Genomic DNA, 25,308 nt, shown 5'->3' with positions numbered 1-25,308 from the left:
GAGCATCGGTTGGTTTCATGGCGCCAAGACCTCCTGCATCAAGACCTCCTGGATCAGACGATCCGACGAGATCGGCGCCCGACGATCCCGAGCTGAAGAAGAAGCCCGCGCCCGTTGCCGGTTCCGCCGCGACGCCAGCCTCCGCGAAACCCGCTGCGCCGCCGGCTGACGAAGAAGACGACGACGAGGACGACGAGTTCGAGCTCGATGACGACGATGATGACGAGGATCTCGTCGTCTTCACCGCCAAGGAAGCCGCCGGCGCGCTGTCGACGATTTTCGGCTTCGTCAAGCCGATCCTGGCGAACTACCGGAAGCCGCTGGCCTTCGTCACCTTCGGGGTGGTGGTCGAGACGTTGTTCAACGTCATCATGCCGCTCAGCCTGAAATTCCTGATCGACGACGCGCTCGGCGAGGAGGATTTCCAGGCGCTCTACAAGATCCTCGGTGTGCTCGCGGTGGCCGGCATCGTCACCTCGATCATCGCGGTCTGGTACGAGCGCTGGGATGCGCGGCTTGCCGCCGGCGTTATCGCCGACGTCCGGACCCGAATCTTCGAGCACGTCCAGAACCTGCCGTCAGCCTATTTCGCCCGCACCAAGCGCGGCGAGATCTTGTCGCGCTTCTCGATCGATCTGTCGGCCTTCGAGGGCTCGGTCAAGACCTTCGCCAACAGCGCGGCGTTGCCGTTCTTCGAGTTGATCGCCGGCATCATCCTGATGCTGTTCCTGAACTGGCAACTGGCCGCGGTCGCCCTGCTGGTGTTTCCGATCACGCTGATCGGGCCGCGCATCCTGACGCCGAAGGCGGTGCAGGCCAATTACGAGCAGAAGCAGAACGAAGCCGCGCTGCTCGGAACCGTGCAGGAGAATGTCGCTGCCCAGGCGGTGGTGAAGGCGTTCAATCTGCAGCGCCGGGCGCTGGGCTGGTTCACGCTGCGCAACCGCGACGTCCGCGCCAAGGCCGCGTCGGCCATGTTCCTGTCGACCATGGTGGAGCGCACCGTCACCATCGCGGTGCTGCTGCTCCACCTCGTGGTGCTGGCGATCGGCGCCTATCTCGCCACCAAGGGGCAGATCACGGTCGGCACCTTCGTGACCTTCGAGAGCGCATTCTGGGAGGTGTCCTACAACATCGCCCATTTGATGCATTTCATTCCGGTGTCGATCTCGTCTGCGGCGGCGGTGCGGCACATCCAGGAACTGCTCGATGAGCCGACCCGCGGCGCCGACCGTCCCGGCGCGCCGGATCTGCCGCGCATCACCAACGACATCTCGTTCGAGCGCGTGACCTTCCAGTATGACGGGGCGCAGACGCCGGTGCTGGACAATCTTAGCCTCAAGCTCAATGCCGGCAAGAGCATCGCGATCGTCGGTCCGAGCGGCTCCGGCAAGAGCACGCTGATCAACCTGATCCTGCGGCTCTACGTGCCGGACGAGGGCCGCGTCGCCATCGACGGCGTCGATATCCGCCGGGTGACGCGCGAGTCGCTGCGGGCCAGCATGGCGGTCGTGTTCCAGGAGAACATGCTGTTCAACATGTCGATCCGCGAGAACATCCGGCTCGGCAAGGAAGGGGCCACCGACGCGGAGGTCGAGGACGCCGCGAAGAAGGCCGAGATCCATCGCTACATCATGAGCCTGCCGCAGCGCTACGACACGCCGGTCGGCGAGCGCGGCGACACGCTGTCGGGCGGCCAGCGCCAGCGCATCGCGATCGCGCGCGCGATCATCCGCAATCCGTCCGTGCTGCTGCTCGACGAGGCGACCTCGGCGCTAGACCAGACCACGGAGGCCGCGATCAACCGCACGCTGCTCAAGGTCGCCGAGGGCCGCACCATGATCTGGTCGACGCACCGCCTGACCTCGGTGGTCGAGATGGACGAGATCATCGTGATCTCGGGTGGCCGGGCGATCGAGCGCGGCTCGCACGAGGAACTGCTGGCCAAGAATGGCGTCTACCGCAAGCTGTGGGACGACCAGGGACATGTGCATCATGACGCGGACGACGAAGACGACGACACGGACGATGATGATGAAGACGATGAGGACGATGAGGATGAGGGCGAAGACGAGGAGGCGTGACGCCGGCACCTCGTCGCCGATGACGTCCGGCCGCTAAAGCGCGATGAGATTAGATTGAATCATCATCGCGCTTTAGCTTGTTGTCTGAGCATGATCTTTTCGGAAAACCGCTTCGCACTTTTCCGGATCATGCTTTAGGCCCGGTCCGCCGCCTGTGGACGTTGCCGGAACTGATTGCCCGTCCGTGTCGCCGCGACCGCCTGCGGGCGTTGCAGCCGGCGCAGCGAGCCCCGGCCGAGATAGCTGAGGAAGCGCGCCCAGCGCTGGGCCTGCCAGTAGGGTCCGCTCCCGATCGACACCTCGCGGAAGTTGAAGGCCTTGGCGTTCGACCAGGCGTCGCATTCCGTCTTGACCGGATCGTCGTAGAACGCGGTGATCTTCTCCTCGCCCATGCCGTCGGTCGCAAGCCAGGCCGGGATGTGGACGTTGCAGAGCTGGGACACGTCGGTGAACACCTTGTCGGTCCCGGTCCCGCTGACGGGGCAGGTGCTGGCGAAGGCATCACCGACCAGCACGACGCCGGCCTGCCGATAGCCGGTGCTGACATAGATGTCGGCGGGCCGGATCTTGATGTCGCCGGCGACGCTGAATTCGCCGGTGAGCCGGCGCAGCCGCGGCAGCGCGGCGTTCAGCGTCTCGACCGGGTTGCGCCGCATCGCGCGCAGCCACGGATCGTCGGCCTGGCGGTAGGTGAACAGGTTGGCGCGCATCCGGTTTCCGATCGGAAACAGCGTGATGTAGGGGATACGGTCGCTCGGCCGCTCCGAGAAATAGGTCATGGCCGCGAACGGGAAGGCGGGACGGCCGACGGGGACGAAATCGAAGCCCAGCGAGATCGAGTGGCAGAAGCTGGTGACCAGCCGCTCGATGCCGAGCATCCGGCGCAGCCCGACATTCAGCCCGTTGGCGAGCACCACGAGGCGCGCCGAGATCTCTTCGCCGCCCGAGAGGACGAGCCGCTGCCGCTCGGAGCTGGTCGCGATATTGACGACCTTGTCGCAGATGAATTCCGCCGGCCGCGCGATCTCGTCCCGAACCGCGGTGATCAGCGCGTCATACATGATGCCGTATTGCCGGCTCGGCTGCCGGTCGAGCAGATGGCCGAATCGCGCGATCCAGTTCTCGCCGTCCAGCGTCGCCGAGCGGAGCACGGATTCGGCAAGGCCGGTTCTGGCGAATCGCTCGAGCTGGAGGTCGCCGCCGATCTTCTCGACGCGGAAATCGAACGGATAAACCTGATGGGGGTCGATCAAGACGGTCGGAACCCCGGCACGGCCGAGCATGGCGGCTGCGGTCGAGCCCGCAAGACCTCCGCCGATGATCGCGATGTCGGTGTATCGCATGAGAGATTCCGTGGCCGTAGATCGCGATTTTTGCGCTGCTAATGGCAAATAAAGGCTTAGTTTCGAAATTCGCCTTCAGGCCTAAGTTGTGGAGAATTGTTTCTATTCATATTTTACCCGGATATAATATGGCCGCGACGATGTGCGGGAGATTCGGATTGGAGCGAGGGAAGGCGTGAACGTTGTCACAATTCATCGCCCGAAGAGCATCGGCGAAATGCAAAATCCGCAAGTGCCAGAGGCGTTTCTTCGCTTATCGTTTTGCTTGACTTCATCATCTCTCGATTATACAAGGCGCCCACTTAACGACAGGCGGTGAGCTACGCCAGCGTCGGAACGGAACACCCGAAGGCCCTTTTTCAGGCGCCGGACGGGCACCAACCTCGACGAATGCCGCTCAAACGCTGTCGATGATAGCTAGGCAATGCCAGGACGATTTTGGTTCTCTTGAGCTCGTCCTCTTGAGAGTGAATTCGGATGCATGACCTCGGTGGCGGGCCGGACAGCGAACGCTGAACGGCTCGGAATCGCGGTCCTCTGTGGCGTCGAAGCGCTTTCCGCTCAGCGATGAGTGGTTGGCGCGATTTCGCTTTGCGCGGGTATTTGATTCGCGTCGAGCGGGCCGTGCGGGGCGGCTAGTCCCGAGAAGAAATTTGCGGAGCCATTCAAGGTTCTCGCGTGAACTAAAGGGTGAAGGCTGCATGCCGACGATCAACCAGCTGATCGCAAATCCGCGTGAAGTGCAGAAGTCGCGTAAGAAGGTGCCGGCGCTGCAGCAGTCGCCGCAGAAGCGCGGCGTGTGCACGCGCGTCTACACCACGACCCCGAAGAAGCCGAACTCGGCGCTTCGTAAGGTCGCCAAGGTGCGCCTGACCAACGGCTTCGAGGTGATCGGCTACATCCCGGGTGAGGGCCATAACCTGCAGGAGCACTCGGTGGTCATGATCCGCGGCGGTCGCGTCAAGGACTTGCCCGGCGTGCGCTACCACATCCTCCGCGGCGTGCTGGATACCCAGGGCGTCAAGAACCGTAAGCAGCGTCGTTCGAAGTACGGCGCGAAGCGTCCGAAGTAAGCAGGAAACGATCAGATGTCGCGTCGCCATTCTGCCGAGAAGCGTGAAGTTCTTCCGGATCCCAAGTTCGGGAACATCATCATTACGAAGTTCATGAACTCGGTGATGTACGCCGGGAAGAAGTCGGTCGCCGAAAACATCGTTTACGGTGCGCTCGGCATGATCGAGGCCAAGACCAAGCAGCCCCCGCTCGGCGTGTTCGAGCAGGCGCTCGAGAACGTGATGCCGACCATCGAGGTTCGCTCCCGCCGCGTCGGCGGCGCGACCTACCAGGTGCCGGTGGAAGTCCGCTCGGTGCGCCGTCAGGCGCTGGGCATCCGCTGGCTGATCTCGGCCGCTCGTGAGCGCAACGAGAAGACCATGACGGAGCGTCTGTCGGCGGAGCTGCTCGACGCCTCGAACAACCGCGGCAACGCGGTCAAGAAGCGTGAAGACGTACACCGGATGGCGGAAGCCAACCGCGCCTTCTCGCACTATCGCTGGTAAGGCGATCAACGGAATCTAAGGAACAGTCTCATGCCCCGCCAACATGCCATCGAGGACTACCGCAACTTCGGTATCATGGCGCATATCGACGCCGGCAAGACCACGACCACCGAACGCATCCTGTATTACACCGGCAAGAGCCACAAGATCGGCGAAGTGCACGAGGGTGCCGCGACGATGGACTGGATGGAGCAGGAGCAGGAGCGTGGCATCACGATCACCTCGGCTGCGACCACCGCGTTCTGGAACGGCAAGCGCCTGAACATCATCGACACCCCCGGCCACGTCGACTTCACCATCGAAGTCGAGCGTTCGCTGCGCGTGCTCGACGGCGCCGTTTGCGTGCTCGACTCCAACCAGGGCGTCGAGCCGCAGACCGAGACCGTCTGGCGCCAGGGCGACAAGTACAAGGTTCCGCGCATCGTCTTCGCCAACAAGATGGACAAGACCGGTGCCGACTTCTTCAAGTGTCTGGCCGACATCGTCGACCGCCTCGGCGCCAAGCCGATCGCGATCCAGCTTCCGATCGGCGCCGAGAACAACTTCAAGGGCCTCGTCGACCTCGTGAAGATGAAGGGCGTCATCTGGAACGATGAATCGCTCGGCGCCAAGTTCGACTATGTCGACATCCCGGAAGATCTGGTCGAGCAGGCCAAGGAATATCGCGAGAAGATGGTGGAAGCCGCCGTCGAGCTCGACGACGACGCTCTCGCTGCGTTCCTCGACGGCAAGGAGCCGGACGAGGCGACCCTGAAGCGCCTGATCCGCAAGGCGGTGCTGACCGGCGCCTTCTATCCGGTGCTGTGCGGCTCGGCGTTCAAGAACAAGGGCGTGCAGCCGCTGCTCGACGCCGTCGTCGACTACCTCCCGTCGCCGATCGACGTGCCCGCGATCAAGGGCACCGATGAGGACGGCAACGAGGTCGTGCGCAAGGCGGACGACAAGGAGCCGCTGGCTCTGCTCGCGTTCAAGATCATGGACGACCCTTTCGTCGGCACCATCACCTTCTGCCGCATCTATTCCGGCGTGCTGCAGTCGGGCACCGGTGTCGTCAACTCGACCCGCGAGAAGAAAGAGCGTATCGGCCGCATGCTGCTGATGCATGCGAACAACCGCGAAGACATCAAGGAAGCCTATGCCGGCGACATCGTCGCGCTGGCTGGCCTGAAGGAAGCGCGCACCGGCGACACGCTGTGCGATCCCAACAAGCCGGTCATCCTCGAGAAGATGGAATTCCCGGAGCCGGTGATCGAGATCGCGATCGAGCCGAAGTCGAAGGCAGACCAGGAAAAGCTGGGCGTGGCGCTGGCCAAGCTCGCCGCGGAGGATCCGTCCTTCCGCGTGTCGACCGACCACGAGTCCGGCCAGACCATCCTCAAGGGCATGGGCGAACTGCATCTCGACATCAAGGTCGACATCCTCAAGCGCACCTACAAGGTCGACGCCAACATCGGCGCGCCGCAGGTGGCGTTCCGTGAGCGTGTCACCAAGCGGGTCGAGCACAGCTACACCCACAAGAAGCAGACCGGCGGTACCGGCCAGTTCGCGGCCGTGACGATCATCGTCGAGCCGAACGAAGCCGGGAAGGGCTACGAGTTCGAATCGAAGATCGTCGGCGGCGCGGTGCCGAAGGAGTACATCCCAGGCGTCGAAAAGGGCCTCGAGAGCGTGCTGTCCTCCGGCGTGGTCGCGGGCTTCCCGATCGTCGACGTCAAGGTGCAGCTGATCGACGGCAAGTATCACGACGTCGACTCGTCGGCGCTGGCCTTCGAAATCGCCACGCGCGCCTGCTTCCGCGAGGCGCTGCAGATGGGCAAGTCCGTTCTGCTCGAGCCGATCATGAAGGTCGAGGTGGTGACCCCGGAAGACTACACCGGTTCGGTCATCGGCGACCTGAATTCCCGGCGCGGCCAGATCCAGGGCCAAGACATGCGCGGCAACGCCAACGTCATCAACGCGATGGTGCCGCTCATGAACATGTTCGGTTACGTGAACAACCTGCGCTCGATGAGCCAGGGTCGCGCGACCTTCACCATGCAGTTCGATCACTACGCCGAAGCTCCGGCGAACGTGTCGGCTGAAGTCCAGAAGAAGTTTGCCTGATTGTCGTTGACGGCAGTCAACGATTGAACGGAGAGTCAAATGGCCAAAGCTAAATTCGAACGTAACAAGCCCCACTGCAACATCGGCACCATCGGTCACGTCGACCATGGCAAGACCTCGCTGACCGCAGCGATCACCAAGGTGCTCGCAGAAACCGGCGGCGCGACGTTCACCGCCTACGACCAGATCGACAAGGCGCCGGAAGAGAAGGCGCGCGGCATCACGATCTCGACCGCTCACGTCGAGTACGAGACGCAGAACCGCCACTACGCTCACGTCGACTGCCCCGGCCACGCCGACTACGTGAAGAACATGATCACCGGCGCCGCCCAGATGGACGGCGCGATCCTGGTCGTGTCGGCTGCCGACGGCCCGATGCCGCAGACCCGCGAGCACATCCTGCTCGCCCGCCAGGTCGGCGTTCCCGCGCTCGTCGTGTTCCTCAACAAGTGCGACATGGTCGACGATCCGGAGCTGCTCGAGCTCGTCGAGATGGAAGTTCGCGAACTGCTCTCGAAGTACGAATTCCCGGGCGATGACATTCCGATCATCAAGGGCTCGGCGCTCGCCGCCCTCGAAGACAAGGACAAGAAGCTCGGCCACGACGCCATCCTCGAGCTGATGCGCAATGTCGACGAGTACATCCCGCAGCCGGAGCGTCCGATCGACCAGCCGTTCCTGATGCCGGTCGAAGACGTGTTCTCGATCTCGGGCCGCGGCACCGTCGTCACCGGCCGTGTCGAGCGCGGCGTGATCAAGGTCGGCGAGGAAATCGAAATCGTCGGTATCCGCGACACCCAGAAGACCATCGTCACCGGCGTCGAAATGTTCCGCAAGCTGCTCGATCAGGGCCAGGCCGGCGACAACATCGGTGCGCTGCTCCGCGGCACCAAGCGCGAGGAAGTCGAGCGTGGCCAGGTGCTGTGCAAGCCCGGTTCGGTCAAGCCGCACACCAAGTTCAAGGCTGAGGCCTACATCCTCACCAAGGAAGAGGGCGGTCGTCACACCCCGTTCTTCACCAACTACCGTCCGCAGTTCTACTTCCGCACCACCGACGTGACCGGTGTCGTGCACCTGCCGGAAGGCACCGAGATGGTGATGCCGGGCGACAACATCGCGATGGAAGTGCACCTGATCGTGCCGATCGCGATGGAAGAGAAGCTGCGCTTCGCGATCCGCGAAGGCGGCCGCACCGTCGGCGCCGGCGTCGTCGCCGCGATCATCGAGTAAGTATGCGATAGGGAATGGCGAGTAGCGGGTGGGTCACCATTCGCTATTCGCTACTCGCCACTCACTAAAGAAAGAATACGGCAATGAACGGCCAAAATATTCGCATCCGTCTCAAGGCGTTCGACCATCGAATCCTCGATACGTCGACCCGCGAGATCGTGAACACGGCGAAGCGCACCGGTGCGCAGGTTCGCGGACCGATTCCGCTGCCGACCCGCATCGAGAAGTTCACCGTCAACCGTTCGCCGCACGTTGACAAGAAGAGCCGCGAGCAATTCGAGATGCGCACTCACAAGCGCCTCCTCGACATTGTCGACCCGACCCCGCAGACCGTCGATGCGCTGATGAAGCTCGACCTGGCCGCCGGTGTCGACGTCGAGATCAAGCTCTAAGGTTTTGGATTTTTACGTCCGCCGCTTGCGGACAGAAAGACAGGAAGCACGCCGATGCGCTCCGGAGTGATCGCACAGAAGGTCGGGATGACGCGGGTCTTTACGGAGACCGGCGAACATATCCCTGTGACCGTGCTGAAGTTGGGCAACTGCCAGGTGCTGGGCCACCGCACGACCGAGAAGAACGGCTATGTCGCGCTTCAGCTCGGCTCGGGCGCCCGCAAGACCGTGTACATGCCCAAGGCCGAACGCGGCCAGTTCGCGGTCGCCAAGGTCGAGCCGAAGCGCAAGGTCGCCGAGTTCCGCGTGTCCGAGGATGCGCTGATCCCGGTCGGCGCGGAAATCCAGGCGGACCATTTCGTGGTCGGCCAGTTCGTCGACGTGACCGGCACCTCGATCGGTAAGGGTTTCGCCGGCGGCATGAAGCGCTGGAATTTCGGCGGTCTGCGCGCCACCCACGGTGTGTCGATCTCGCACCGTTCGATCGGTTCGACCGGCGGTCGTCAGGATCCCGGCAAGACGTTCAAGAACAAGAAGATGCCCGGTCATATGGGTGTCGACCGCATCACCACGCTCAATCTGCGCGTGGTGCAGACCGACGTTGAGCGCGGCCTGATCCTCGTCGAAGGCGCCGTTCCCGGCTCCAAGGGCGGCTGGATCTCGGTGCGCGACGCGGTCAAGAAGCCGCTGCCGAAGGAAGCCCCGAAGCCCGGCAAGTTCAAGGTTGCCGGCGGTGAGGCTCTCGAGGCTTCGGCCGAGAAGGAGGGTGTGTGAGATGGAACTGAAAGTCACCACCCTTGAAGGCAAGGAAGCTGGCTCGGTCCAGCTCTCGGACGAGATCTTCGGTCTCGAGCCGCGCAAGGACATCATCCAGCGCTGCGTGCAGTGGCAGCTGAACAAGCGTCAGGCCGGCACCCACAAGGCCCAGGGCCGCGCCGATGTCTGGCGCACCGGCAAGAAGATGTACAAGCAGAAGGGCACCGGCGGCGCCCGTCACGGCTCGGCCCGCGTGCCGCAGTTCCGCGGCGGTGGCCGTGCGTTCGGTCCGGTGGTTCGCTCCCATGCGACCGACCTGCCGAAGAAGGTGCGTGCGCTCGCGCTGAAGCATGCGCTGTCGGCCAAGGCCAAGGACGGCGGGCTGATCGTGATCGACAATGCGCAGCTCGAGGCCGCCAAGACCAAGGCGCTGCTCGGTCACTTCTCGGGCCTTGGCCTGACCAATGCGCTGATCATCGACGGCGCCGAGCTGAACAACGGTTTCGCGACTGCGGCCCGCAACATCCCGAACATCGACGTGCTGCCGATCCAGGGCATCAACGTCTACGACATTCTCCGCCGCCACAAGCTGGTGCTGACCAAGGCTGCGGTTGATGCGCTGGAGGCGCGCTTCAAATGAAGAACATCGATCCGCGCCACTACGACGTCATCATCTCGCCGGTCGTGACGGAAAAGGCGACGCTCGCCTCCGAGCACAACAAGGTGCTGTTCAAGGTCGCCGGCAAGGCGACCAAGCCGCAGATCAAGGAAGCGGTCGAGAAGCTGTTCGACGTCAAGGTGAAGAGCGTCAACACGCTCGTCCGCAAGGGCAAGACCAAGGTGTTCCGCGGCAATCTCGGCTCGCAGTCGGACACCAAGCGCGCGATCGTGACCCTGGAAGAGGGCCACCGCATCGACGTGACTACCGGACTATAAGGCGCAACGACGATGGCATTGAAAACCTACAATCCCACGACGCCGGGCCAGCGCCAGCTGGTCATGGTCGATCGTTCGGCGCTCTACAAGGGCAAGCCGGTGAAGACCCTGACCGAGGGCAAGCTCGGCAATGGCGGTCGCAACAACACCGGCCGCATCACCGTGCGTTTCCGCGGCGGCGGCCACAAGAAGGCCTACCGCACCGTCGACTTCCGCCGCGACAAGGTGGACATGCCGGCGGTCGTGGAGCGGCTCGAGTACGATCCGAACCGCACCGCGTTCATCGCGCTGATCAAGTACCAGGACGGCGAGCTCGCCTATATCCTGGCGCCGCAGCGTCTGGCGGCGGGCGACACCGTCGTCGCCGGCAACTACGTCGACGTGAAGCCGGGCAACGTCATGCCGCTCGGCAACATGCCGGTCGGCACGATCGTGCACAACATCGAGCTGAAGATCGGCAAGGGCGGCCAGCTGGCGCGCTCCGCCGGCACCTACGCCCAGATCGTCGGCCGCGACCAGGACTACGTGATCGTCCGTCTGAACTCGGGCGAGCAGCGTCTGGTGCACGGCCGTTGCCGAGGCACGATCGGCGCCGTCTCCAACCCGGATCACATGAACATCTCGATCGGCAAGGCCGGTCGTACCCGCTGGCTCGGCTGGCGTCCGCACAACCGCGGCGTCGTCATGAACCCGATCGACCATCCGCACGGCGGTGGTGAAGGTCGTACCTCCGGCGGTCGCCACCCGGTTACTCCGTGGGGCAAGCCGACCAAGGGCAAGAAGACCCGCACCAACAAGTCGACCAACAAATTCATTCTCCTCAGCCGCCACAAGCGGAAGAAGTAAGGAACGCCGGACATGGTTCGTTCAGTCTGGAAAGGCCCGTTCGTCGAGGGTTCTCTGCTCAAGAAGGCAGATGCCGCCCGCGCGTCCGGCCGTCACGACGTCATCAAGATCTGGAGCCGCCGCTCCACCATCCTGCCGCAGTTCGTCGGCCTGACCTTCGGCGTCTACAACGGCCAGAAGCATGTGCCGGTGGCGATCAACGAGGAAATGGTGGGCCACAAGTTCGGCGAGTTCTCGCCGACCCGGACCTTCCACGGCCATTCGGGCGACAAGAAAGCCAAGAAGGCTTGAGGATTAGACCATGAGCAAACCAAAGCGCGAACGTAGCCTCGCGGACAATGAGGCCAAGGCCGTCGCCCGCATGCTGCGCGTCAGCCCGCAGAAGCTCAACCTGGTGGCGCAGCTGATCCGCGGCCGCAAGGCGTCCGCTGCGCTCGCCGACCTGCAGTTCTCGCGCAAGCGGATCGCGGTCGACGTCAAGAAGTGCCTGGAATCGGCGATCGCCAACGCCGAGAACAACCATGACCTCGAAGTCGACGATCTCGTCGTTGCCGAGGCGCATGTCGGCAACGGCATCGTGATGAAGCGTTTTGCTCCGCGCGGCCGTGGCCGTTCGGGCCGTGTGTTCAAACCGTTCTCGCACCTGACCATCGTGGTTCGTCAGGTCGAGGCCGAGGCAAGCGCCTAAGAAGGGCGCAGGAGAAGACGATGGGTCAAAAGATCAATCCAATCGGGCTGCGTCTCGGCATCAACCGGACCTGGGACTCCCGTTGGTTCGCCGGCAAGCAGGAATACGGCAAGCTCCTGCACGAGGACGTCAAGATCCGCGAGATCCTGCACAAGGAGCTCAAGCAGGCGGCTGTCGCCCGCATCGTGATCGAGCGTCCGCACAAGAAGTGCCGCGTGACGATCCACTCGGCCCGTCCGGGTGTCGTGATCGGCAAGAAGGGCGCCGACATCGACAAGCTGCGCAAGAAGGTCGCCGACATCACCTCGTCGGACGTCGTGATCAACATCGTCGAAATCCGCAAGCCGGAGCTCGACGCGACCCTGGTCGCTGAATCGATCGCCCAGCAGCTCGAGCGCCGCGTCGCGTTCCGCCGCGCCATGAAGCGCGCCGTGCAGTCGGCGATGCGTCTCGGCGCCGAGGGCATCCGCATCAACTGCTCGGGCCGTCTCGGCGGCGCCGAAATCGCGCGCATGGAGTGGTATCGCGAAGGTCGCGTGCCGCTGCACACGCTGCGCGCCGACGTCGACTACGGCGTCGCCACCGCGTTCACGACCTTCGGCACCTGCGGCGTCAAGGTCTGGATCTTCAAGGGCGAGATCCTCGAGCACGATCCGATGGCCCAGGACAAGAAGATGGCGGAAGGCGACAACACGCCGCGTTCGCGCCGCGACGCCGCTTGAGGCAAAGCAGGAATTTGAGGGCTTAAAGCCATGATGCAACCTAAGAAAACGAAGTTCCGGAAGGCGCATAAGGGCCGTATCCACGGCGTTGCGACCTCTGGCGCGACGTTGGCGTTCGGCCAGTTCGGCCTGAAGGCGATGGAGCCTGAGCGCGTCACCGCCCGTCAGATCGAAGCCGCCCGCCGCGCGCTGACCCGTCACATGAAGCGCGCCGGCCGCGTCTGGATCCGCGTGTTCCCGGACGTGCCGGTGTCGAAGAAGCCCGCCGAAGTCCGCATGGGCTCCGGCAAGGGTGCCCCGGAATTGTGGGTGGTCCGGATCAAGCCAGGCCGCGTGATGTTCGAAATCGACGGCGTGCCGGTGCAGACCGCCAAGGAGGCGCTGTCGCTTGCCGCCGCCAAGCTGCCGATCAAGACGCGCTTCGTTGCGCGCATTGCGGAGTAATCGCCATGGCCGAGATGAAAGTTGAAGACATTCGCGCGATGAGCGACGACCAGCGGGAAGACGCGGTCCTGAACCTGAAGAAGGAACGCTTCAACCTGCGTTTCCAGCGCGCCACCGGGCAGCTGGAGAACACCTCGCGGATGCGGGAAGCCCGCCGCGACATCGCTCGTATCAAGACCATCGCCGCGCAGCTGCGCGCGAAGAAGAAGTAAGGGGCAAGCCTATGCCGAAACGTACTCTGCAGGGCGTGGTCGTCAGCGACAAGCAAGCCAAGACCATCGTGGTGCGCGTCGATCGACGCTTCACCCACCCGATCTACAAGAAGACGATCCGCCGTTCCAAGAACTACCACGCGCACGACGAGAACAACCAGTTCAAGCCGGGCGACATGGTCTGGATCGAGGAATCGAAGCCGATCTCGAAGCTGAAGCGCTGGACCGTGGTCCGGGGCGAACACAAGAAAACGGCCTGATTACCTCGGCCTGGCCGAAGTACTTCAGGGAAATTTTGAGCGCGCTAAAGCGCAGAAAGAGGACGAGGTGCATCAATGATTCAGATGCAGACCAACCTCGACGTGGCCGATAATTCTGGCGCACGCCGTGTCATGTGCATCAAGGTTCTTGGAGGTTCCAAGCGCCGCTATGCCACCGTGGGCGACGTTATCGTTGTGTCGATCAAGGAAGCCATTCCGCGTGGCAAGGTGAAGAAGGGCGACGTGATGAAGGCCGTCGTGGTCCGGGTCCGCAAGGACATCCGCCGCGCCGACGGTTCGGTCATCCGCTTCGATCGCAACGCCGCCGTGCTGATCAACAATCAGTCCGAGCCGGTCGGCACCCGTATCTTCGGGCCGGTGCCGCGCGAGCTGCGCGCCAAGAACCACATGAAGATCATTTCGCTCGCGCCGGAGGTGCTGTGATGGCTGCCAAGATCCGCAAGGGCGACAAGGTGATCGTGCTCACCGGCCGCGACAAGGGTCGCACCGGCGAGGTGTTCGAGGTGCGTCCGGACGAGAACAAGGCTCTCGTTCGCGGCATCAACATGGTGAAGCGTCACCAGAAGCAGACCCAGGCCCAGGAAGGCGGCATCATCTCCAAGGAGATGCCGATCGACCTGTCCAACGTCGCGTATGTCGGCAAGGACGGAAAGCCGACCCGCATCGGGTTCAAGATTCAGGCCGATGGCAAGAAGGTTCGTGTTGCCAAGAGCTCGGGAGCAGAGATCGATGGCTGATACAGCTTACACGCCGCGTCTGCGCGCGGAGTACGACAAGAAGATCCGCGGCATGATGACCGAGAAGTTCGGTTATGCCAACGTGATGCAGGTGCCGCGCCTCGACAAGGTCGTGCTCAACATGGGCGTGGGCGATTCCGTCAACGACCGCAAGAAGGCCGAGACCGCCGCTGCCGAGCTGAGCCAGATCGCCGGCCAGAAGGCGATCGTGACCTATTCGCGGATCGCGATCGCGACCTTCAAGCTGCGTGAGAACCAGCCGATCGGCTGCAAGGTCACGCTGCGCAAGGCCCATATGTACGAGTTCATCGACCGCCTGGTGAACGTGGCGCTGCCTCGCGTCCGCGACTTCCGCGGCCTGAACCCGAAGAGCTTCGACGGCCGCGGCAACTATTCGCTCGGCATCAAGGAGCACATCATTTTCCCCGAGATCGACTTCGACAAGGTCTCGGAAGCGCGTGGCATGGACATCACGGTCTGCACCACCGCCAAGACCGACGACGAGGCGCGTGCCTTGTTGACCGCTTTCAATTTCCCGTTCCGGCAGTGAGTAGCTGAGCCAAAGCCACTCAAACGCGGATACCCAGGAGCCAAGCATGGCAAAGAAGAGTTCAGTCGAGAAGAACAACCGGCGCAAGCGGATGGCGAAGAACGCCGGCCCGCGCCGCGAGAAGCTGAAGGCGATCATCGCCGACAAGACCAAGCCGATGGAAGAGCGTTTCGCGGCGACGCTGAAGCTCGCCGAGATGCCGCGCAACTCGTCGCCGACGCGCATCCGCAACCGTTGCGAGCTGACCGGGCGTCCGCGCTCGAACTATCGCAAGAACAAGCTCTCGCGCATCGCGCTGCGTGAACTCGGCTCCAAGGGCCTGGTTCCCGGCCTCGTGAAGTCGAGCTGGTAAGGGGAGGGTCGGAACAATGTCTACGCACGATCCGATCAGCGATCTCATCACCCGCATCCGCAACGCGCAGATGCGTTCGAAGTCCAAGGTCTCGAGCCCCGGCTCGAAGATGCGCGCCAACGTGCTCGAGGTGCTGAAGTCCGAGGGTTACATCCGCGGTTACGCCAGCGTCGAGCATGCCTCGGGCCGCAGCGAGCTTGAGATCGAGCTGAAGTATTTCGACGGCGAGCCCGTCATCCGCGAGATCGAGCGGGTGTCGAAGCCGGGCCGCCGCGTTTACGCCTCGGTGAAGAACCTGCCGCGCGTGAACAACGGTCTCGGCATTTCGGTGTTGTCGACGCCGAAGGGAATCATGGCTGACCACGAGGCGCGCGACGCCAATGTGGGCGGCGAAGTTCTCTTCACGGTGTTCTGAGGAAGGATTTAGCATGTCACGTATCGGCAAGCGGCCGGTGACGATCCCGTCGGGTGTGACGGCGACTGTCGAGGGCCAGACGGTGAAGGTGAAGGGGCCGAAGGGCGCGCTTCAGTTCGTCGTGCATGACGACGTCGAGGTGAAGTTCGAGAACGGCCAGGTCAAGGTCGCTCCGCGCGTCAAGACCAACCGCGCGCAGGCGATGTACGGCACCGCGCGCGCGCAGGTCGCCAACCTCGTCGAGGGCGTCACCAAGGGCTTCGAGAAGAAGCTCGAGATCACCGGCGTTGGTTACCGCGCCGCGATGCAGGGCAAGAACCTGCAGCTCGCGCTCGGCTACAGCCACGACGTGGTCTACGCGATCCCGGAAGGCATCACCATTGCGGTGCCGAAGCCGACCGAGATCACGATCACCGGCAACGATCCGCAGCGCGTCGGCCAGGTCGCCGCGGAGATCCGCGCCTACCGTCCGCCGGAGCCCTACAAGGGCAAGGGCGTGAAGTACGCCAACGAATTCATCTTCCGCAAGGAAGGCAAGAAGAAGTAACGGAGCCGGTCATGTCACTCAAGGTTACGAATGCCCGGCGCAAGCAGCGCGTGCGCCTTGCGCTTCGCCGCTCGGCAGGCGGCCGTCCGCGGCTGTCGGTGTTCCGCTCGTCCAAGCACATCTACGCCCAGGTCATCGACGACCAGAAGGGCGAGACGCTCGCCTCCGCCTCGTCGCTGGAGAAGACCATGCGCGACGCCGGCAAGACCGGCGCCGACATCGATGCTGCGAAGGCCGTCGGCAAGCTGCTGGCGGAACGCGCGGCGCAGAAGGGTGTCAAGGAAGTCGTGTTCGATCGCGGCGCCTACATCTATCACGGGCGCGTCAAGGCGCTCGCGGATGCGGCGCGTGAAGGCGGATTGAGCTTCTAAACGAATCGAACGATTACAAGGAAAGAGGCTTCGGGCCTCCTAGAGATTGGAAAACACCATGGCAGGTGAACGCGAACGCGGCGGACGCGAACGGAGCAGGGAGCGCGAGGAGCGCGACAGCGAGTTCGTCGACAAGCTCGTCCACATCAATCGCGTGGCGAAGGTCGTCAAGGGCGGCAAGCGCTTCGGCTTTGCGGCGCTGGTCGTGATCGGCGATCAGAAGGGCCGGGTCGGGTTCGGCCACGGCAAGGCGCGCGAAGTGCCCGAGGCGATCCGCAAGGCGACCGAGTCGGCGAAGCGCAACCTGACCCGCGTCGCGCTGCGCGAAGGCCGCACGCTGCATCACGACGTCGCCGGTCGTCACGGCGCCGGCCGCGTCTATCTGCGTACCGCTCCGGCGGGTACCGGCATCATCGCCGGCGGCCCGATGCGCGCGGTGTTCGAGACGCTCGGCATCCAGGACGTGGTGGCGAAGTCGATCGGCTCGTCGAATCCCTACAACATGGTTCGCGCGACCTTCGACGCGCTGAAGCATCAGGATTCGCCGCGCTCGGTGGCCGCCCGCCGCAACATCAAGGTCTCCACCCTGCAGTCGCGCCGCGTCGGCGGCGATGCCGAAGTGGTGGCGGAATAACCCGCGCGACCAGCGCTTTCTGGAGTTCAAGACGATGGCCAAGGCCAGCAAGACGATCAAGGTCGAGCAGACCGGCAGCGCAATCCGCCGCCATCACTCGCAGCGTTCGACGCTGATCGGCCTCAAGCTCAACAAGATCGGCCGGGTTGCCGAGCTGCAGGACACCCCTGAAGTTCGCGGCATGATCAGCAAGGTTCAGCATCTCGTCCGCGTCGTCGGCGAGTAAGCAGAGATAAGGAGAAGGGCGATGAAGCTCAGCGATATCGCCGACAACGCCGGCTCGCGCAAGAAGCGCATGCGTGTCGGCCGTGGCATCGGTTCCGGCAAGGGCAAGACCTCGGGTCGCGGCGGCAAGGGCCAGACCGCGCGTTCGGGTGTCCGCATCAAGGGTTTCGAAGGCGGCCAGATGCCGATGCATCGCCGTCTGCCGAAGCGCGGCTTCAACAACATCTTCCGGCTCGACTTCGCCGAGATCAATCTCGACCGTCTGCAGGAAGCGATCGACAACAAGCTGGTCAACGCCAGCGAGACCGTGACCGTCGAGACGCTGGTCAAGGCCGGCGTGCTGCGCCGCGCCAAGGACGGCCTGCGGCTGCTCGGCCGCGGCGAGATCAAGACCAAGCTGACCATCGAAGCGCACGGCGCTTCCAAGTCGGCCATTGCCGCGGTGGAGAAGGCCGGCGGCTCGGTCAAGATCTTTGCCCCCGCCAAGGAAGAAGGCGAGGCGGCGTAACATCTGCGTCATTGCCCGCGCGCGGCGCGGGCAATCCGCAGATCGAATGATGGACTTATCGAGGCCGAGCACCAGATAATGTCCGGTGTCTGCCGATCGCCCCGATAGAACGAGTTCTTGGGGCGTCGGCGAAGCGGGCTCCGGGAGAAAGCCGAACATGGTCTCAGCAGCCGAACAACTTGCCGCCAACCTCAATTTCGGACAGCTGGCGAAAGCCGACGAGCTGAAGAAGCGCATCTGGTTCACCCTGGGTGCGCTGCTTGTTTATCGGCTGGGCACCTACATCCCGCTGCCGGGCATCGATCCCAACATCTGGGAGCAGGTGTTCCGCAGCCAGTCCGGCGGCATCCTCGGCATGTTCAACATGTTCGCCGGCGGCGGCATCCACCGCATGGCGATCTTCGCGCTGAACATCATGCCGTACATCTCGGCATCGATCATCGTCCAGCTGCTGACCACCGTGTCGCCGCAGCTCGAGGCGCTGAAGAAGGAAGGCGAGGCGGGCCGCAAGACGCTAAACCAGTACACCCGCTATTTGACGGTGATCCTGGCGCTGTTCCAGTCCTACGGCATCGCGATCGGCCTCGAAGGCGCCGGTAATGTCGTCAGCGACCCCGGCATGTTCTTCCGGATCTCGACCGCGATCACGCTGACCGGCGGCACCATGTTCCTGATGTGGCTCGGCGAGCAGATCACCTCGCGCGGCATCGGCAACGGTATCTCGCTGATCATCCTGTCCGGCATCGTCGCCGAGCTGCCGTCGGCGCTCGCCAACATGCTGGAACTCGGCCGCCAGGGCGCGATGTCGACCGGCCTGATCCTGATCGTCATCGTGATGGCGGTCGCCGTGATCGCCTTCATCGTGTTCATGGAGCGCGCCCAGCGCCGGCTGCTGATCCAGTATCCGAAGCGCCAGGTCGGCAACAAGATGTTCGAGGGCCAGTCCTCGCATCTGCCGCTCAAGCTCAACACCTCCGGCGTGATTCCGCCGATCTTCGCCTCGTCGCTGCTGCTGCTGCCGACCACGGTCGCGAACTTCAACGCCGGCAAAGGGCCGGAGTGGTTCCAGTGGCTCACCACCCAGCTCAGCCACGGCCGTCCGCTGTTCCTGCTGATGTATCTCGCGCTGATCGTGTTCTTCGCCTTCTTCTACACGGCGATCGTGTTCAATCCGACCGAGACCGCGGACAATCTGAAGAAGCATGGCGGCTTCATCCCGGGCATCCGGCCCGGTGAGCGCACCGCGGAATATATCGACTACGTGCTGTCGCGCATCACGGTGCTCGGCGCGATCTATCTGGCGATCGTCTGCCTGATTCCTGAAATTCTGATTTCCTACGCCTCGGTCCCATTCTACTTTGGTGGCACCTCTCTTTTGATCGTCGTCAGTGTAACGATGGATACGGTGTCGCAAGTTCAGGGTTATCTGCTCGCCCATCAGTATGAGGGGCTGATCAGGAAGTCGAAGCTCAGGGGAGGCCGCCGCCGCTGATCGCGGCGCGGCGCCAAACTCAAAACACAGGTGTGCGGAATTCGCCCACCTAGCCGGGGGGCGAAGCAGATATGAGATTGATCCTTTTGGGACCGCCGGGCTCGGGCAAGGGAACCCAGGCGCAGCGGCTGGTGCACCGGCATGGCATCGTCCAGCTCTCGACCGGCGAGATGCTGCGTGCCGCGGTTGCCGCGGGCACCCCGGTCGGCCTGCAGGCCAAGGAGGTCATGGCCAATGGCGGCCTGGTTCCCGACGAGGTCGTGGTGGGAATCATCGCCGACCGAATCGAGGAGCCCGATGCCAAGAAGGGTTTCATCCTCGACGGCTTCCCGCGCACCGTGCCGCAGGCGGAGGCGCTCGACGAGCTGCTCCGCAAGAAGCACCTCAAGCTCGATGCCGTCATCGAATTGCGCGTCAATGAGAGCGCGCTGCTGGCCCGCGTCGAGAAGCGCGCCGAGGAAACCCGCGCGCGCGGTGAGGAAGTCCGCCTCGACGACACGCCGGAAGTGCTGACCAAGCGCCTGGCGCAGTACCGTTCGATGACGGAGCCGCTGATTCACTATTACTCGGAGCGGCGGAAGCTTTTGACCGTCGATGGCATGATGACCATCGAGCACGTCACCCGCGAGATCAACCGGATCCTGACCGCGCTCGGCGCGCTGGAACCGAAGGAGCACGAGGAGCCCAAGCGGGCTGCCAAGAGCGCCTCGAAGGCCTCCAAGACGGCCAAGAAGACCGCGAAGAGGGCGACCAAGAAAGCCGCCAAATCGGCCAAGAAGGCCGCCAGACCGGCCCGGAAGGCCACCAAGGCGGCCGCCAAGGCCACGGGGACGAAGAAAGCCGCCAAGAAGGCTGCAAAGAAGGCCGCCAGCGCCGCGAATGCCCGGAAGGGGGCAAAAGCCCCCAAAAAGGCAGCAAAAAAGCTCACGAAAAAGCGAGCTAAACGCTAGGAGCGGTTGACGAAACCGACATGAATCCTTTAATAAGCCCCGCATCCAAGTTGGATAGTTTTATGACGATGCCGGGCCCCGAAGGACATGAGGGGAAGGGCGTCGTGTTCGCGTTTGTGGACACAAGCCCGCAGAGAGCAAGAACTTGAGAAGCCCGTATCCGTGATGGAGCGGCGACAGGAGAGAAGTCCGTGGCCCGTATTGCCGGCGTGAACATTCCGACCAACAAGCGCGTGCTGATCGCGCTTCAGTACATCCATGGCATCGGCCAGAAGAACGCTGCCGATATCATGGAGAAGGTGAAGATCCCCGTGGACCGTCGCGTCAACCAGTTGACCGACCAGGAGGTCCTCCAGATCCGCGAAGTCATCGACCGCGACTATCTGGTCGAGGGCGACCTCCGTCGCGAGGTCGGCATCAACATCAAGCGGCTGATGGACCTCGGCTGCTATCGCGGCCTGCGTCATCGCCGCGGTCTGCCGGTGCGCGGCCAGCGCACCCATACCAACGCGCGCACGCGCAAGGGGCCGGCCAAGGCGATCGCCGGCAAGAAGAAGTAAGTTTTGCGAATTGCAGGTGGGGAGTAGCGAATCGAAATTCGCTACTCGCCATTTGCGTTTTGAGGTGTAGCCGCTGGCACTACGGCGGCGTTGAGATCACAGGAAAGGTTTGAAATGGGCAAGGAAGCCACCCGCGTACGCCGCCGCGAACGCAAGAACATCGCCTCCGGCATCGCGCACGTGAATTCGTCGTTCAACAACACGACCATTACCATCACCGACGCGCAGGGCAACACCATCGCCTGGTCGTCGGCCGGCACGATGGGCTTCAAGGGCTCGCGCAAGTCGACCCCCTATGCCGCGCAGGTCGCGGCGGAAGACGTCTCCAAGAAGGCGCAGGAACACGGCATGCGCACGCTGGAGGTTGAAGTGGCCGGCCCGGGTTCGGGCCGTGAGTCGGCGCTTCGTGCGCTGCAGGCCGCGGGCTTCACCGTCACCTCGATCCGCGACGTGACCACGATCCCGCACAATGGCTGCCGTCCGCGCAAGCGTCGGCGCGTTTGATCTGTAAGTCGCGGGCGGCGTCCAGCCGCTCCGCGATGGTTTTTGGAATTGACCGCGCGGACTGATCCGCGATCTCCAACGCCAGGTTTGGCCGATCGATTGGCCCGATGACCGGCAAAGGGTGAAAAAGTGACGATCCAGAAAAATTGGCAAGAACTCATTCGACCGAACAAGCTGCAGGTGACGCCGGGCTCGGACGCGAGCCGGTTCGCCACCGTGGTCGCCGAGCCGCTCGAGCGCGGCTTCGGCCAGACGCTCGGCAACGCGCTGCGCCGCATCCTGCTGTCCTCGCTGCAGGGCGCGGCGGTGCAGTCGGTGCACATCGACGGCGTGCTGCACGAATTCTCCTCGATCGCCGGTGTCCGTGAAGACGTCACCGACATCGTGCTCAACATAAAGGACATCTCGATCAAGATGCAGGGCGAAGGCCCGAAGCGCATGGTCGTGAAGAAGCAGGGCCCGGGCGCCGTCACTGCCGGCGACATCCAGACTGTCGGCGACGTCACCGTGCTCAACCCCGATTTGCAGCTCTGCACGCTGGACGACGGCGCCGAGATCCGCATGGAGTTCACGGTCACGACCGGCAAGGGCTACGTCGCCGCCGAGCGCAACCGTCCCGAGGACGCGCCGATCGGCCTGATCCCGGTCGACAGCCTGTTCTCGCCGGTCCGCAAGGTCTCCTACAAGGTCGAGAACACCCGTGAGGGCCAGATCCTCGACTACGACAAGCTGACCATGACGATCGAGACCAACGGCGCGATCACGCCGGAGGACGCGGTGGCCTATGCCGCGCGCATCCTGCAGGATCAGCTCAACGTGTTCGTCAACTTCGAAGAGCCGCGCAAGGAAGTCACGCAGGAGATCATCCCCGATCTCGCGTTCAACCCGGCGTTCCTCAAGAAGGTCGACGAGCTCGAGCTGTCGGTGCGTTCGGCGAACTGCCTGAAGAACGACAACATCGTCTACATCGGCGACCTCGTGCAGAAGTCGGAAGCGGAAATGCTCCGCACCCCGAACTTCGGCCGCAAGTCGCTGAACGAGATCAAGGAAGTGCTGGCCCAGATGGGTCTGCACCTCGGCATGGAAGTGCCGGGCTGGCCGCCGGAGAACATCGACGAGCTCGCCAAGCGCTTCGAGGATCACTACTGATCCGATTCAATCATCATGGCCGGGCTGTCCCGTCCATGATTCTACCGGGCGAACGCAGGATGCCCACCTGCACTTGTCGCTGAACCACCGCGACAGAATTGAAGAAGGAAGAAGTCAATGCGTCACGGCAAGGTTCATCGGAAGCTCAACCGCACCGCCGAGCACCGGCGTGCGATGTTCGCCAACATGGCGGCCGCGCTGATCAAGCACGAGCAGATCGTCACCACGCTGCCGAAGGCCAAGGAGCTGCGGCCGATCGTCGAGAAGCTCGTCACCCTCGGCAAGAAGGGTGGGCTGGCCCTGCGCCGCCAGGCGATCTCGGAGCTGCGCGACCAGGATCAGGTCAAGAAGCTGTTCGACACGCTGGCGACCCGCTACAAGGACCGCCAAGGCGGCTACACCCGCATCATCAAGGCCGGCTTCCGCTACGGCGACAACGCCGCGATGGCCGTGATCGAGTTCGTCGATCGCGACGTCGACGCCAAGGGCCAGGACTCCGGTCCCGCCCAGGACAAGGAAGCCGAGGCGGCGTAAGCCAATCTCGAGCCCAGGTTTTGAAAACGGCGCCTTCGGGCGCCGTTTTTGTTTGTTGCGCTAGCCCGCGCGGATGGTGGCGATGAAATTGTCGAGTTCCTGCTTCAGGCGGCCGTTGCCGTCCGACAGCAGCCGCGACGAGCTCAGCACCTGGGACGAGGCGCTGCCGGTCCTGGAGGCGCCGCTGGCGACCTGTCCGATGCTGACCGCGACCTGCGAGGTTCGTTCCGAAGCGACCTGAACGTTTTCCGCGATGCTCCGCGTCGCGCTGCCTTGCGCATCGATGGCGTCGGCCACATCGGAGGCGATCTGCGCGATCCGCTGGATGATGCCGGCGATATCGCTGATCGCACCGGCGGACTCCCGTGTCGCAGCCTGGATATCGGCGATCTGTGCGCGGATGTCTTCGGTCGCCTCCGCGGTCTGCCTGGCGAGCGTCTTGACCTCCTGCGCGACCACGGCAAAGCCGGAACCCGCGGTGCCTGCGCGCGCCGCCTCGATCGTCGCGTTGAGTGCGAGCAAATTGGTCTGCCGCGCGATCGCAGCGATCAGCTGCACCACGTTGCCGATGCGGTCGGCAGCGGATGCGAGCTGCGCCATCCGCGCGTCGGTCTGTTGCGCCTGCGCGACGGCGTCGCTGGCGATGTCGGCCGATTCGCTGACCTGGCGTCCGATCTCGGAAGCCGATGCGATCATCTGTTCGGTCGCCGCCGCGACCCGCCTGACATTGTCGGAGGCCTCCTCGGAGGCCGCCGCGACGTTGGCGGACAGGTCCTGGGTGTGATGGGCGGTGTCGCTCAGATCGCGGGCCGATGCCGCGAGCTCTTCAGATGCCGCCGAGACGGTTGCGATGACATTGCCGGCGCTCGCCTCGAACGCTTCCGCGAGCCGCGCCAGCTCGGCCTTGTGCCGATCGGCCGCGCGGCGGTCTTCCTCGCGCCGCGCGTCGAGCTCGGCGCGCGCCTTGTCCTGCGCCCGGGTCTTGAAGCTTTCCACGGCGCGCGCCATGCCGCCGATCTCGTCGCTGCGCTCGAGGCCGGGCAGCACGACGTCGAAATCTCCTTCGGCGAGCCGGCGCATCGCCGCACTCATCCGGCTGATCAGGCCCGCGACCCGCCGGCCGAACAAGATCGCAAACAGCGTCAGCACGAACGCAACGATGCCGATCAGCCAGCTGAAGGCCTGCCGGAACGCGTCGGCCCTGCGCTGCGCGAGTTCGGCACGGACGTTGGCGGCGTCCGCGACCTTGACCAGCGCCGGCCGGGTGCGGTCGAAAATCTGGCTGAGGTCGTCGAGCTGGTCGTCGAGCGTCTGGCGCGAAACCAGGAAGCCGGCGAAAGCAAGCTTGTAGGCGTGGGCGAGACCGAGCAGTTCAGTCTTCACGTTCGTGGCGAGGGTGGATGCCGCCAGCGCGGTCTCGAACTCGTCCTCGCGCTCGTTGAGCTGGTCGCCGAACCGCTCTTCGCCACTCAATGCGAAATCCTTTTCAAGCCGGCGCATTGTCAGCAGCAGGACGGTGAGGCGCGGCTGATCGACCTGTGCAACCCTGGCTTCGAATTGCTGGACCGCGCTGCGCAGCTTGCCCTGCAGGCCGTCTGTCGGGGTCATGCCGAGGATGCGCTGGGCGCCGACGATGTTCTGGAAGCGCGTTGCGTAGAGATTGATGCCGCTCCGCAGCGAGGCGACTTGCCGGATCGGATCACCGTCCGGCGCAGCCATCGCGAAAGCTTCGAGCTTGTCGAGCAGGGCGATCTCGTCGGCAACGCGAGCGGAAAGCTTCTTCGCTAAACCCTCATCGCGCGATTTCAGGAAGCGGGCCGCGATCTGCTGCGTCTCAAGGAAGCCGTCCGAGAGCTCGGAGAGCTGCGCCCTGAAGCGCATGCTGTCGTCCGACTCGCGCTGCACATTGGCGGCGTAGTCGAGGCCCGCAAGGCAGGTGACGCTGATGATGGCGACGCCGCCGATCCCGAGCATCGCGATCTGGTTCTTGAGGCTCGGGCGAAATCGCTTCAGGATATCAGCGGCGAACGGCTTCATCCTGGACACAACGAACATCTGATGCATTCCTGTCAGTCGCAGGGCTCCGGACGTCGTCGTTGAAGAAAAGTCGGGTCCGGTTGCCAACACAACAGCTCGCGCTGTTTGCGGCGACGCTTAGCGGCGGCGAATTGACAATGTGTGAAA

34 protein-coding genes are annotated in these 25,308 nt (G+C 63.7%); 32 read left to right on the top strand and 2 right to left on the bottom strand.

Annotated features, from left to right (window positions below):
* The first annotated feature begins 17 nt into the window (after nt 1-17).
* The gene (locus tag JQ507_19650; GenBank protein QRI67213.1) at nt 18-2,084 is read left to right on the top strand and encodes an ABC transporter ATP-binding protein; all 2,067 of its coding nucleotides are present in this window, start codon (nt 18-20) and stop codon (nt 2,082-2,084) included.
* Between the two features lie 134 nt (nt 2,085-2,218).
* Here JQ507_19650 and JQ507_19645 read toward each other — a convergent pair whose 3' ends face one another.
* Nucleotides 2,219-3,427 (bottom strand): FAD-dependent monooxygenase, encoded by a 1,209-nt coding sequence (locus JQ507_19645; GenBank protein ID QRI67212.1) that lies wholly within the window; start codon nt 3,425-3,427, stop codon nt 2,219-2,221.
* Between the two features lie 701 nt (nt 3,428-4,128).
* On the opposite strand from JQ507_19645, the gene JQ507_19640 reads away from it, so the two are divergent.
* The 31 genes from JQ507_19640 (at nt 4,129) to rplQ (ending at nt 23,124) form a co-directional block, all read left to right on the top strand.
* Nucleotides 4,129-4,500 (top strand): 30S ribosomal protein S12, encoded by a 372-nt coding sequence (locus JQ507_19640; GenBank protein ID QRI67211.1) that lies wholly within the window; start codon nt 4,129-4,131, stop codon nt 4,498-4,500.
* Nucleotides 4,501-4,515: 15 nt separating this feature from the next.
* Nucleotides 4,516-4,986, top strand: a complete 471-nt coding sequence (gene rpsG, locus JQ507_19635; protein ID QRI67210.1) for a 30S ribosomal protein S7 — start codon at nt 4,516-4,518, stop codon at nt 4,984-4,986.
* Nucleotides 4,987-5,016: 30 nt separating this feature from the next.
* Entirely contained in the window at nt 5,017-7,089 is a 2,073-nt protein-coding gene (gene fusA / locus JQ507_19630) for an elongation factor G (GenBank protein QRI67209.1), read from the top strand.
* Between the two features lie 39 nt (nt 7,090-7,128).
* Entirely contained in the window at nt 7,129-8,319 is a 1,191-nt protein-coding gene (gene tuf, locus JQ507_19625; GenBank protein QRI67208.1) for an elongation factor Tu, read from the top strand.
* An 83-nt stretch (nt 8,320-8,402) separates the two neighbouring features.
* Nucleotides 8,403-8,711 (top strand): 30S ribosomal protein S10, encoded by a 309-nt coding sequence (rpsJ, locus tag JQ507_19620; GenBank protein QRI67207.1) that lies wholly within the window; start codon nt 8,403-8,405, stop codon nt 8,709-8,711.
* A 54-nt stretch (nt 8,712-8,765) separates the two neighbouring features.
* On the top strand, nt 8,766-9,485 hold the full coding sequence (rplC, locus tag JQ507_19615; GenBank protein QRI67206.1) for a 50S ribosomal protein L3: 720 nt from the start codon (nt 8,766-8,768) through the stop codon (nt 9,483-9,485).
* 1 nt (nt 9,486) lies between these two features.
* Nucleotides 9,487-10,107: a 50S ribosomal protein L4 gene (gene rplD / locus JQ507_19610; GenBank protein QRI67205.1), complete on the top strand. Its 621-nt coding sequence runs from the start codon at nt 9,487-9,489 to the stop codon at nt 10,105-10,107.
* Nucleotides 10,104-10,403, top strand: a complete 300-nt coding sequence (locus tag JQ507_19605; GenBank protein QRI67204.1) for a 50S ribosomal protein L23 — start codon at nt 10,104-10,106, stop codon at nt 10,401-10,403. Before rplD ends, JQ507_19605 begins: the two co-directional genes overlap by 4 nt.
* A gap of 12 nt (nt 10,404-10,415) precedes the next feature.
* A complete protein-coding gene (rplB, locus tag JQ507_19600; protein ID QRI67203.1) occupies nt 10,416-11,249 on the top strand; it encodes a 50S ribosomal protein L2 in 834 nt (277 codons plus the stop codon).
* A gap of 12 nt (nt 11,250-11,261) precedes the next feature.
* On the top strand, nt 11,262-11,540 hold the full coding sequence (gene rpsS, locus JQ507_19595) for a 30S ribosomal protein S19 (protein QRI67202.1): 279 nt from the start codon (nt 11,262-11,264) through the stop codon (nt 11,538-11,540).
* 10 nt (nt 11,541-11,550) lie between these two features.
* The gene (gene rplV / locus JQ507_19590) at nt 11,551-11,937 is read left to right on the top strand and encodes a 50S ribosomal protein L22 (GenBank protein QRI67201.1); all 387 of its coding nucleotides are present in this window, start codon (nt 11,551-11,553) and stop codon (nt 11,935-11,937) included.
* A 20-nt stretch (nt 11,938-11,957) separates the two neighbouring features.
* Nucleotides 11,958-12,659, top strand: coding sequence for a 30S ribosomal protein S3 (gene rpsC / locus JQ507_19585; protein QRI67200.1), 702 nt, complete (start codon nt 11,958-11,960; stop codon nt 12,657-12,659).
* A gap of 30 nt (nt 12,660-12,689) precedes the next feature.
* Nucleotides 12,690-13,103, top strand: coding sequence for a 50S ribosomal protein L16 (gene rplP, locus JQ507_19580; GenBank protein QRI67199.1), 414 nt, complete (start codon nt 12,690-12,692; stop codon nt 13,101-13,103).
* Between the two features lie 5 nt (nt 13,104-13,108).
* Nucleotides 13,109-13,315 (top strand): 50S ribosomal protein L29, encoded by a 207-nt coding sequence (rpmC, locus tag JQ507_19575; protein QRI67198.1) that lies wholly within the window; start codon nt 13,109-13,111, stop codon nt 13,313-13,315.
* An 11-nt stretch (nt 13,316-13,326) separates the two neighbouring features.
* Nucleotides 13,327-13,575, top strand: a complete 249-nt coding sequence (rpsQ, locus tag JQ507_19570; GenBank protein ID QRI67197.1) for a 30S ribosomal protein S17 — start codon at nt 13,327-13,329, stop codon at nt 13,573-13,575.
* Between the two features lie 75 nt (nt 13,576-13,650).
* On the top strand, nt 13,651-14,019 hold the full coding sequence (gene rplN, locus JQ507_19565; protein QRI67196.1) for a 50S ribosomal protein L14: 369 nt from the start codon (nt 13,651-13,653) through the stop codon (nt 14,017-14,019).
* Nucleotides 14,019-14,333 (top strand): 50S ribosomal protein L24, encoded by a 315-nt coding sequence (gene rplX, locus JQ507_19560; GenBank protein QRI67195.1) that lies wholly within the window; start codon nt 14,019-14,021, stop codon nt 14,331-14,333. The genes rplN and rplX overlap by 1 nt, the downstream gene beginning before the upstream one ends.
* Nucleotides 14,326-14,883: a 50S ribosomal protein L5 gene (rplE, locus tag JQ507_19555; protein QRI67194.1), complete on the top strand. Its 558-nt coding sequence runs from the start codon at nt 14,326-14,328 to the stop codon at nt 14,881-14,883. Before rplX ends, rplE begins: the two co-directional genes overlap by 8 nt.
* A gap of 46 nt (nt 14,884-14,929) precedes the next feature.
* A complete protein-coding gene (rpsN, locus tag JQ507_19550) occupies nt 14,930-15,235 on the top strand; it encodes a 30S ribosomal protein S14 (GenBank protein ID QRI67193.1) in 306 nt (101 codons plus the stop codon).
* A gap of 16 nt (nt 15,236-15,251) precedes the next feature.
* A complete protein-coding gene (gene rpsH / locus JQ507_19545; GenBank protein QRI67192.1) occupies nt 15,252-15,650 on the top strand; it encodes a 30S ribosomal protein S8 in 399 nt (132 codons plus the stop codon).
* Between the two features lie 13 nt (nt 15,651-15,663).
* Nucleotides 15,664-16,197, top strand: a complete 534-nt coding sequence (gene rplF / locus JQ507_19540; GenBank protein QRI67191.1) for a 50S ribosomal protein L6 — start codon at nt 15,664-15,666, stop codon at nt 16,195-16,197.
* Nucleotides 16,198-16,208: 11 nt separating this feature from the next.
* Nucleotides 16,209-16,568 carry a 50S ribosomal protein L18 gene (gene rplR, locus JQ507_19535; GenBank protein QRI67190.1) on the top strand — a complete coding sequence of 120 codons (360 nt, stop codon included), beginning with the start codon at nt 16,209-16,211 and terminating at the stop codon, nt 16,566-16,568.
* Nucleotides 16,569-16,626: 58 nt separating this feature from the next.
* The gene (gene rpsE / locus JQ507_19530; GenBank protein QRI67189.1) at nt 16,627-17,202 is read left to right on the top strand and encodes a 30S ribosomal protein S5; all 576 of its coding nucleotides are present in this window, start codon (nt 16,627-16,629) and stop codon (nt 17,200-17,202) included.
* A 34-nt stretch (nt 17,203-17,236) separates the two neighbouring features.
* Nucleotides 17,237-17,428 (top strand): 50S ribosomal protein L30, encoded by a 192-nt coding sequence (gene rpmD, locus JQ507_19525; protein QRI67188.1) that lies wholly within the window; start codon nt 17,237-17,239, stop codon nt 17,426-17,428.
* 21 nt (nt 17,429-17,449) lie between these two features.
* Entirely contained in the window at nt 17,450-17,935 is a 486-nt protein-coding gene (locus tag JQ507_19520) for a 50S ribosomal protein L15 (GenBank protein QRI67187.1), read from the top strand.
* A 157-nt stretch (nt 17,936-18,092) separates the two neighbouring features.
* Complete coding sequence (gene secY, locus JQ507_19515) at nt 18,093-19,427, top strand: preprotein translocase subunit SecY (protein QRI67186.1); 1,335 nt, start codon at nt 18,093-18,095, stop codon at nt 19,425-19,427.
* 71 nt (nt 19,428-19,498) lie between these two features.
* Nucleotides 19,499-20,377 (top strand): adenylate kinase, encoded by an 879-nt coding sequence (locus tag JQ507_19510; protein ID QRI67185.1) that lies wholly within the window; start codon nt 19,499-19,501, stop codon nt 20,375-20,377.
* A gap of 191 nt (nt 20,378-20,568) precedes the next feature.
* Nucleotides 20,569-20,937 carry a 30S ribosomal protein S13 gene (gene rpsM / locus JQ507_19505; GenBank protein ID QRI67184.1) on the top strand — a complete coding sequence of 123 codons (369 nt, stop codon included), beginning with the start codon at nt 20,569-20,571 and terminating at the stop codon, nt 20,935-20,937.
* A 114-nt stretch (nt 20,938-21,051) separates the two neighbouring features.
* Nucleotides 21,052-21,441 carry a 30S ribosomal protein S11 gene (rpsK, locus tag JQ507_19500; GenBank protein ID QRI67183.1) on the top strand — a complete coding sequence of 130 codons (390 nt, stop codon included), beginning with the start codon at nt 21,052-21,054 and terminating at the stop codon, nt 21,439-21,441.
* A gap of 129 nt (nt 21,442-21,570) precedes the next feature.
* Nucleotides 21,571-22,590, top strand: a complete 1,020-nt coding sequence (locus JQ507_19495) for a DNA-directed RNA polymerase subunit alpha (protein ID QRI67182.1) — start codon at nt 21,571-21,573, stop codon at nt 22,588-22,590.
* Between the two features lie 117 nt (nt 22,591-22,707).
* Nucleotides 22,708-23,124 carry a 50S ribosomal protein L17 gene (gene rplQ, locus JQ507_19490; protein ID QRI67181.1) on the top strand — a complete coding sequence of 139 codons (417 nt, stop codon included), beginning with the start codon at nt 22,708-22,710 and terminating at the stop codon, nt 23,122-23,124.
* A 60-nt stretch (nt 23,125-23,184) separates the two neighbouring features.
* Here rplQ and JQ507_19485 read toward each other — a convergent pair whose 3' ends face one another.
* Nucleotides 23,185-25,179, bottom strand: a complete 1,995-nt coding sequence (locus JQ507_19485; protein ID QRI67180.1) for a HAMP domain-containing protein — start codon at nt 25,177-25,179, stop codon at nt 23,185-23,187.
* Nucleotides 25,180-25,308 lie beyond the last annotated feature (129 nt).

The sequence above is a fragment of the Bradyrhizobium sp. PSBB068 genome (genome assembly GCA_016839165.1).
Classification (GTDB): Bacteria; Pseudomonadota; Alphaproteobacteria; order Rhizobiales; family Xanthobacteraceae; genus Bradyrhizobium.
This window is presented reverse-complemented; position numbering and strand designations above follow the sequence as displayed.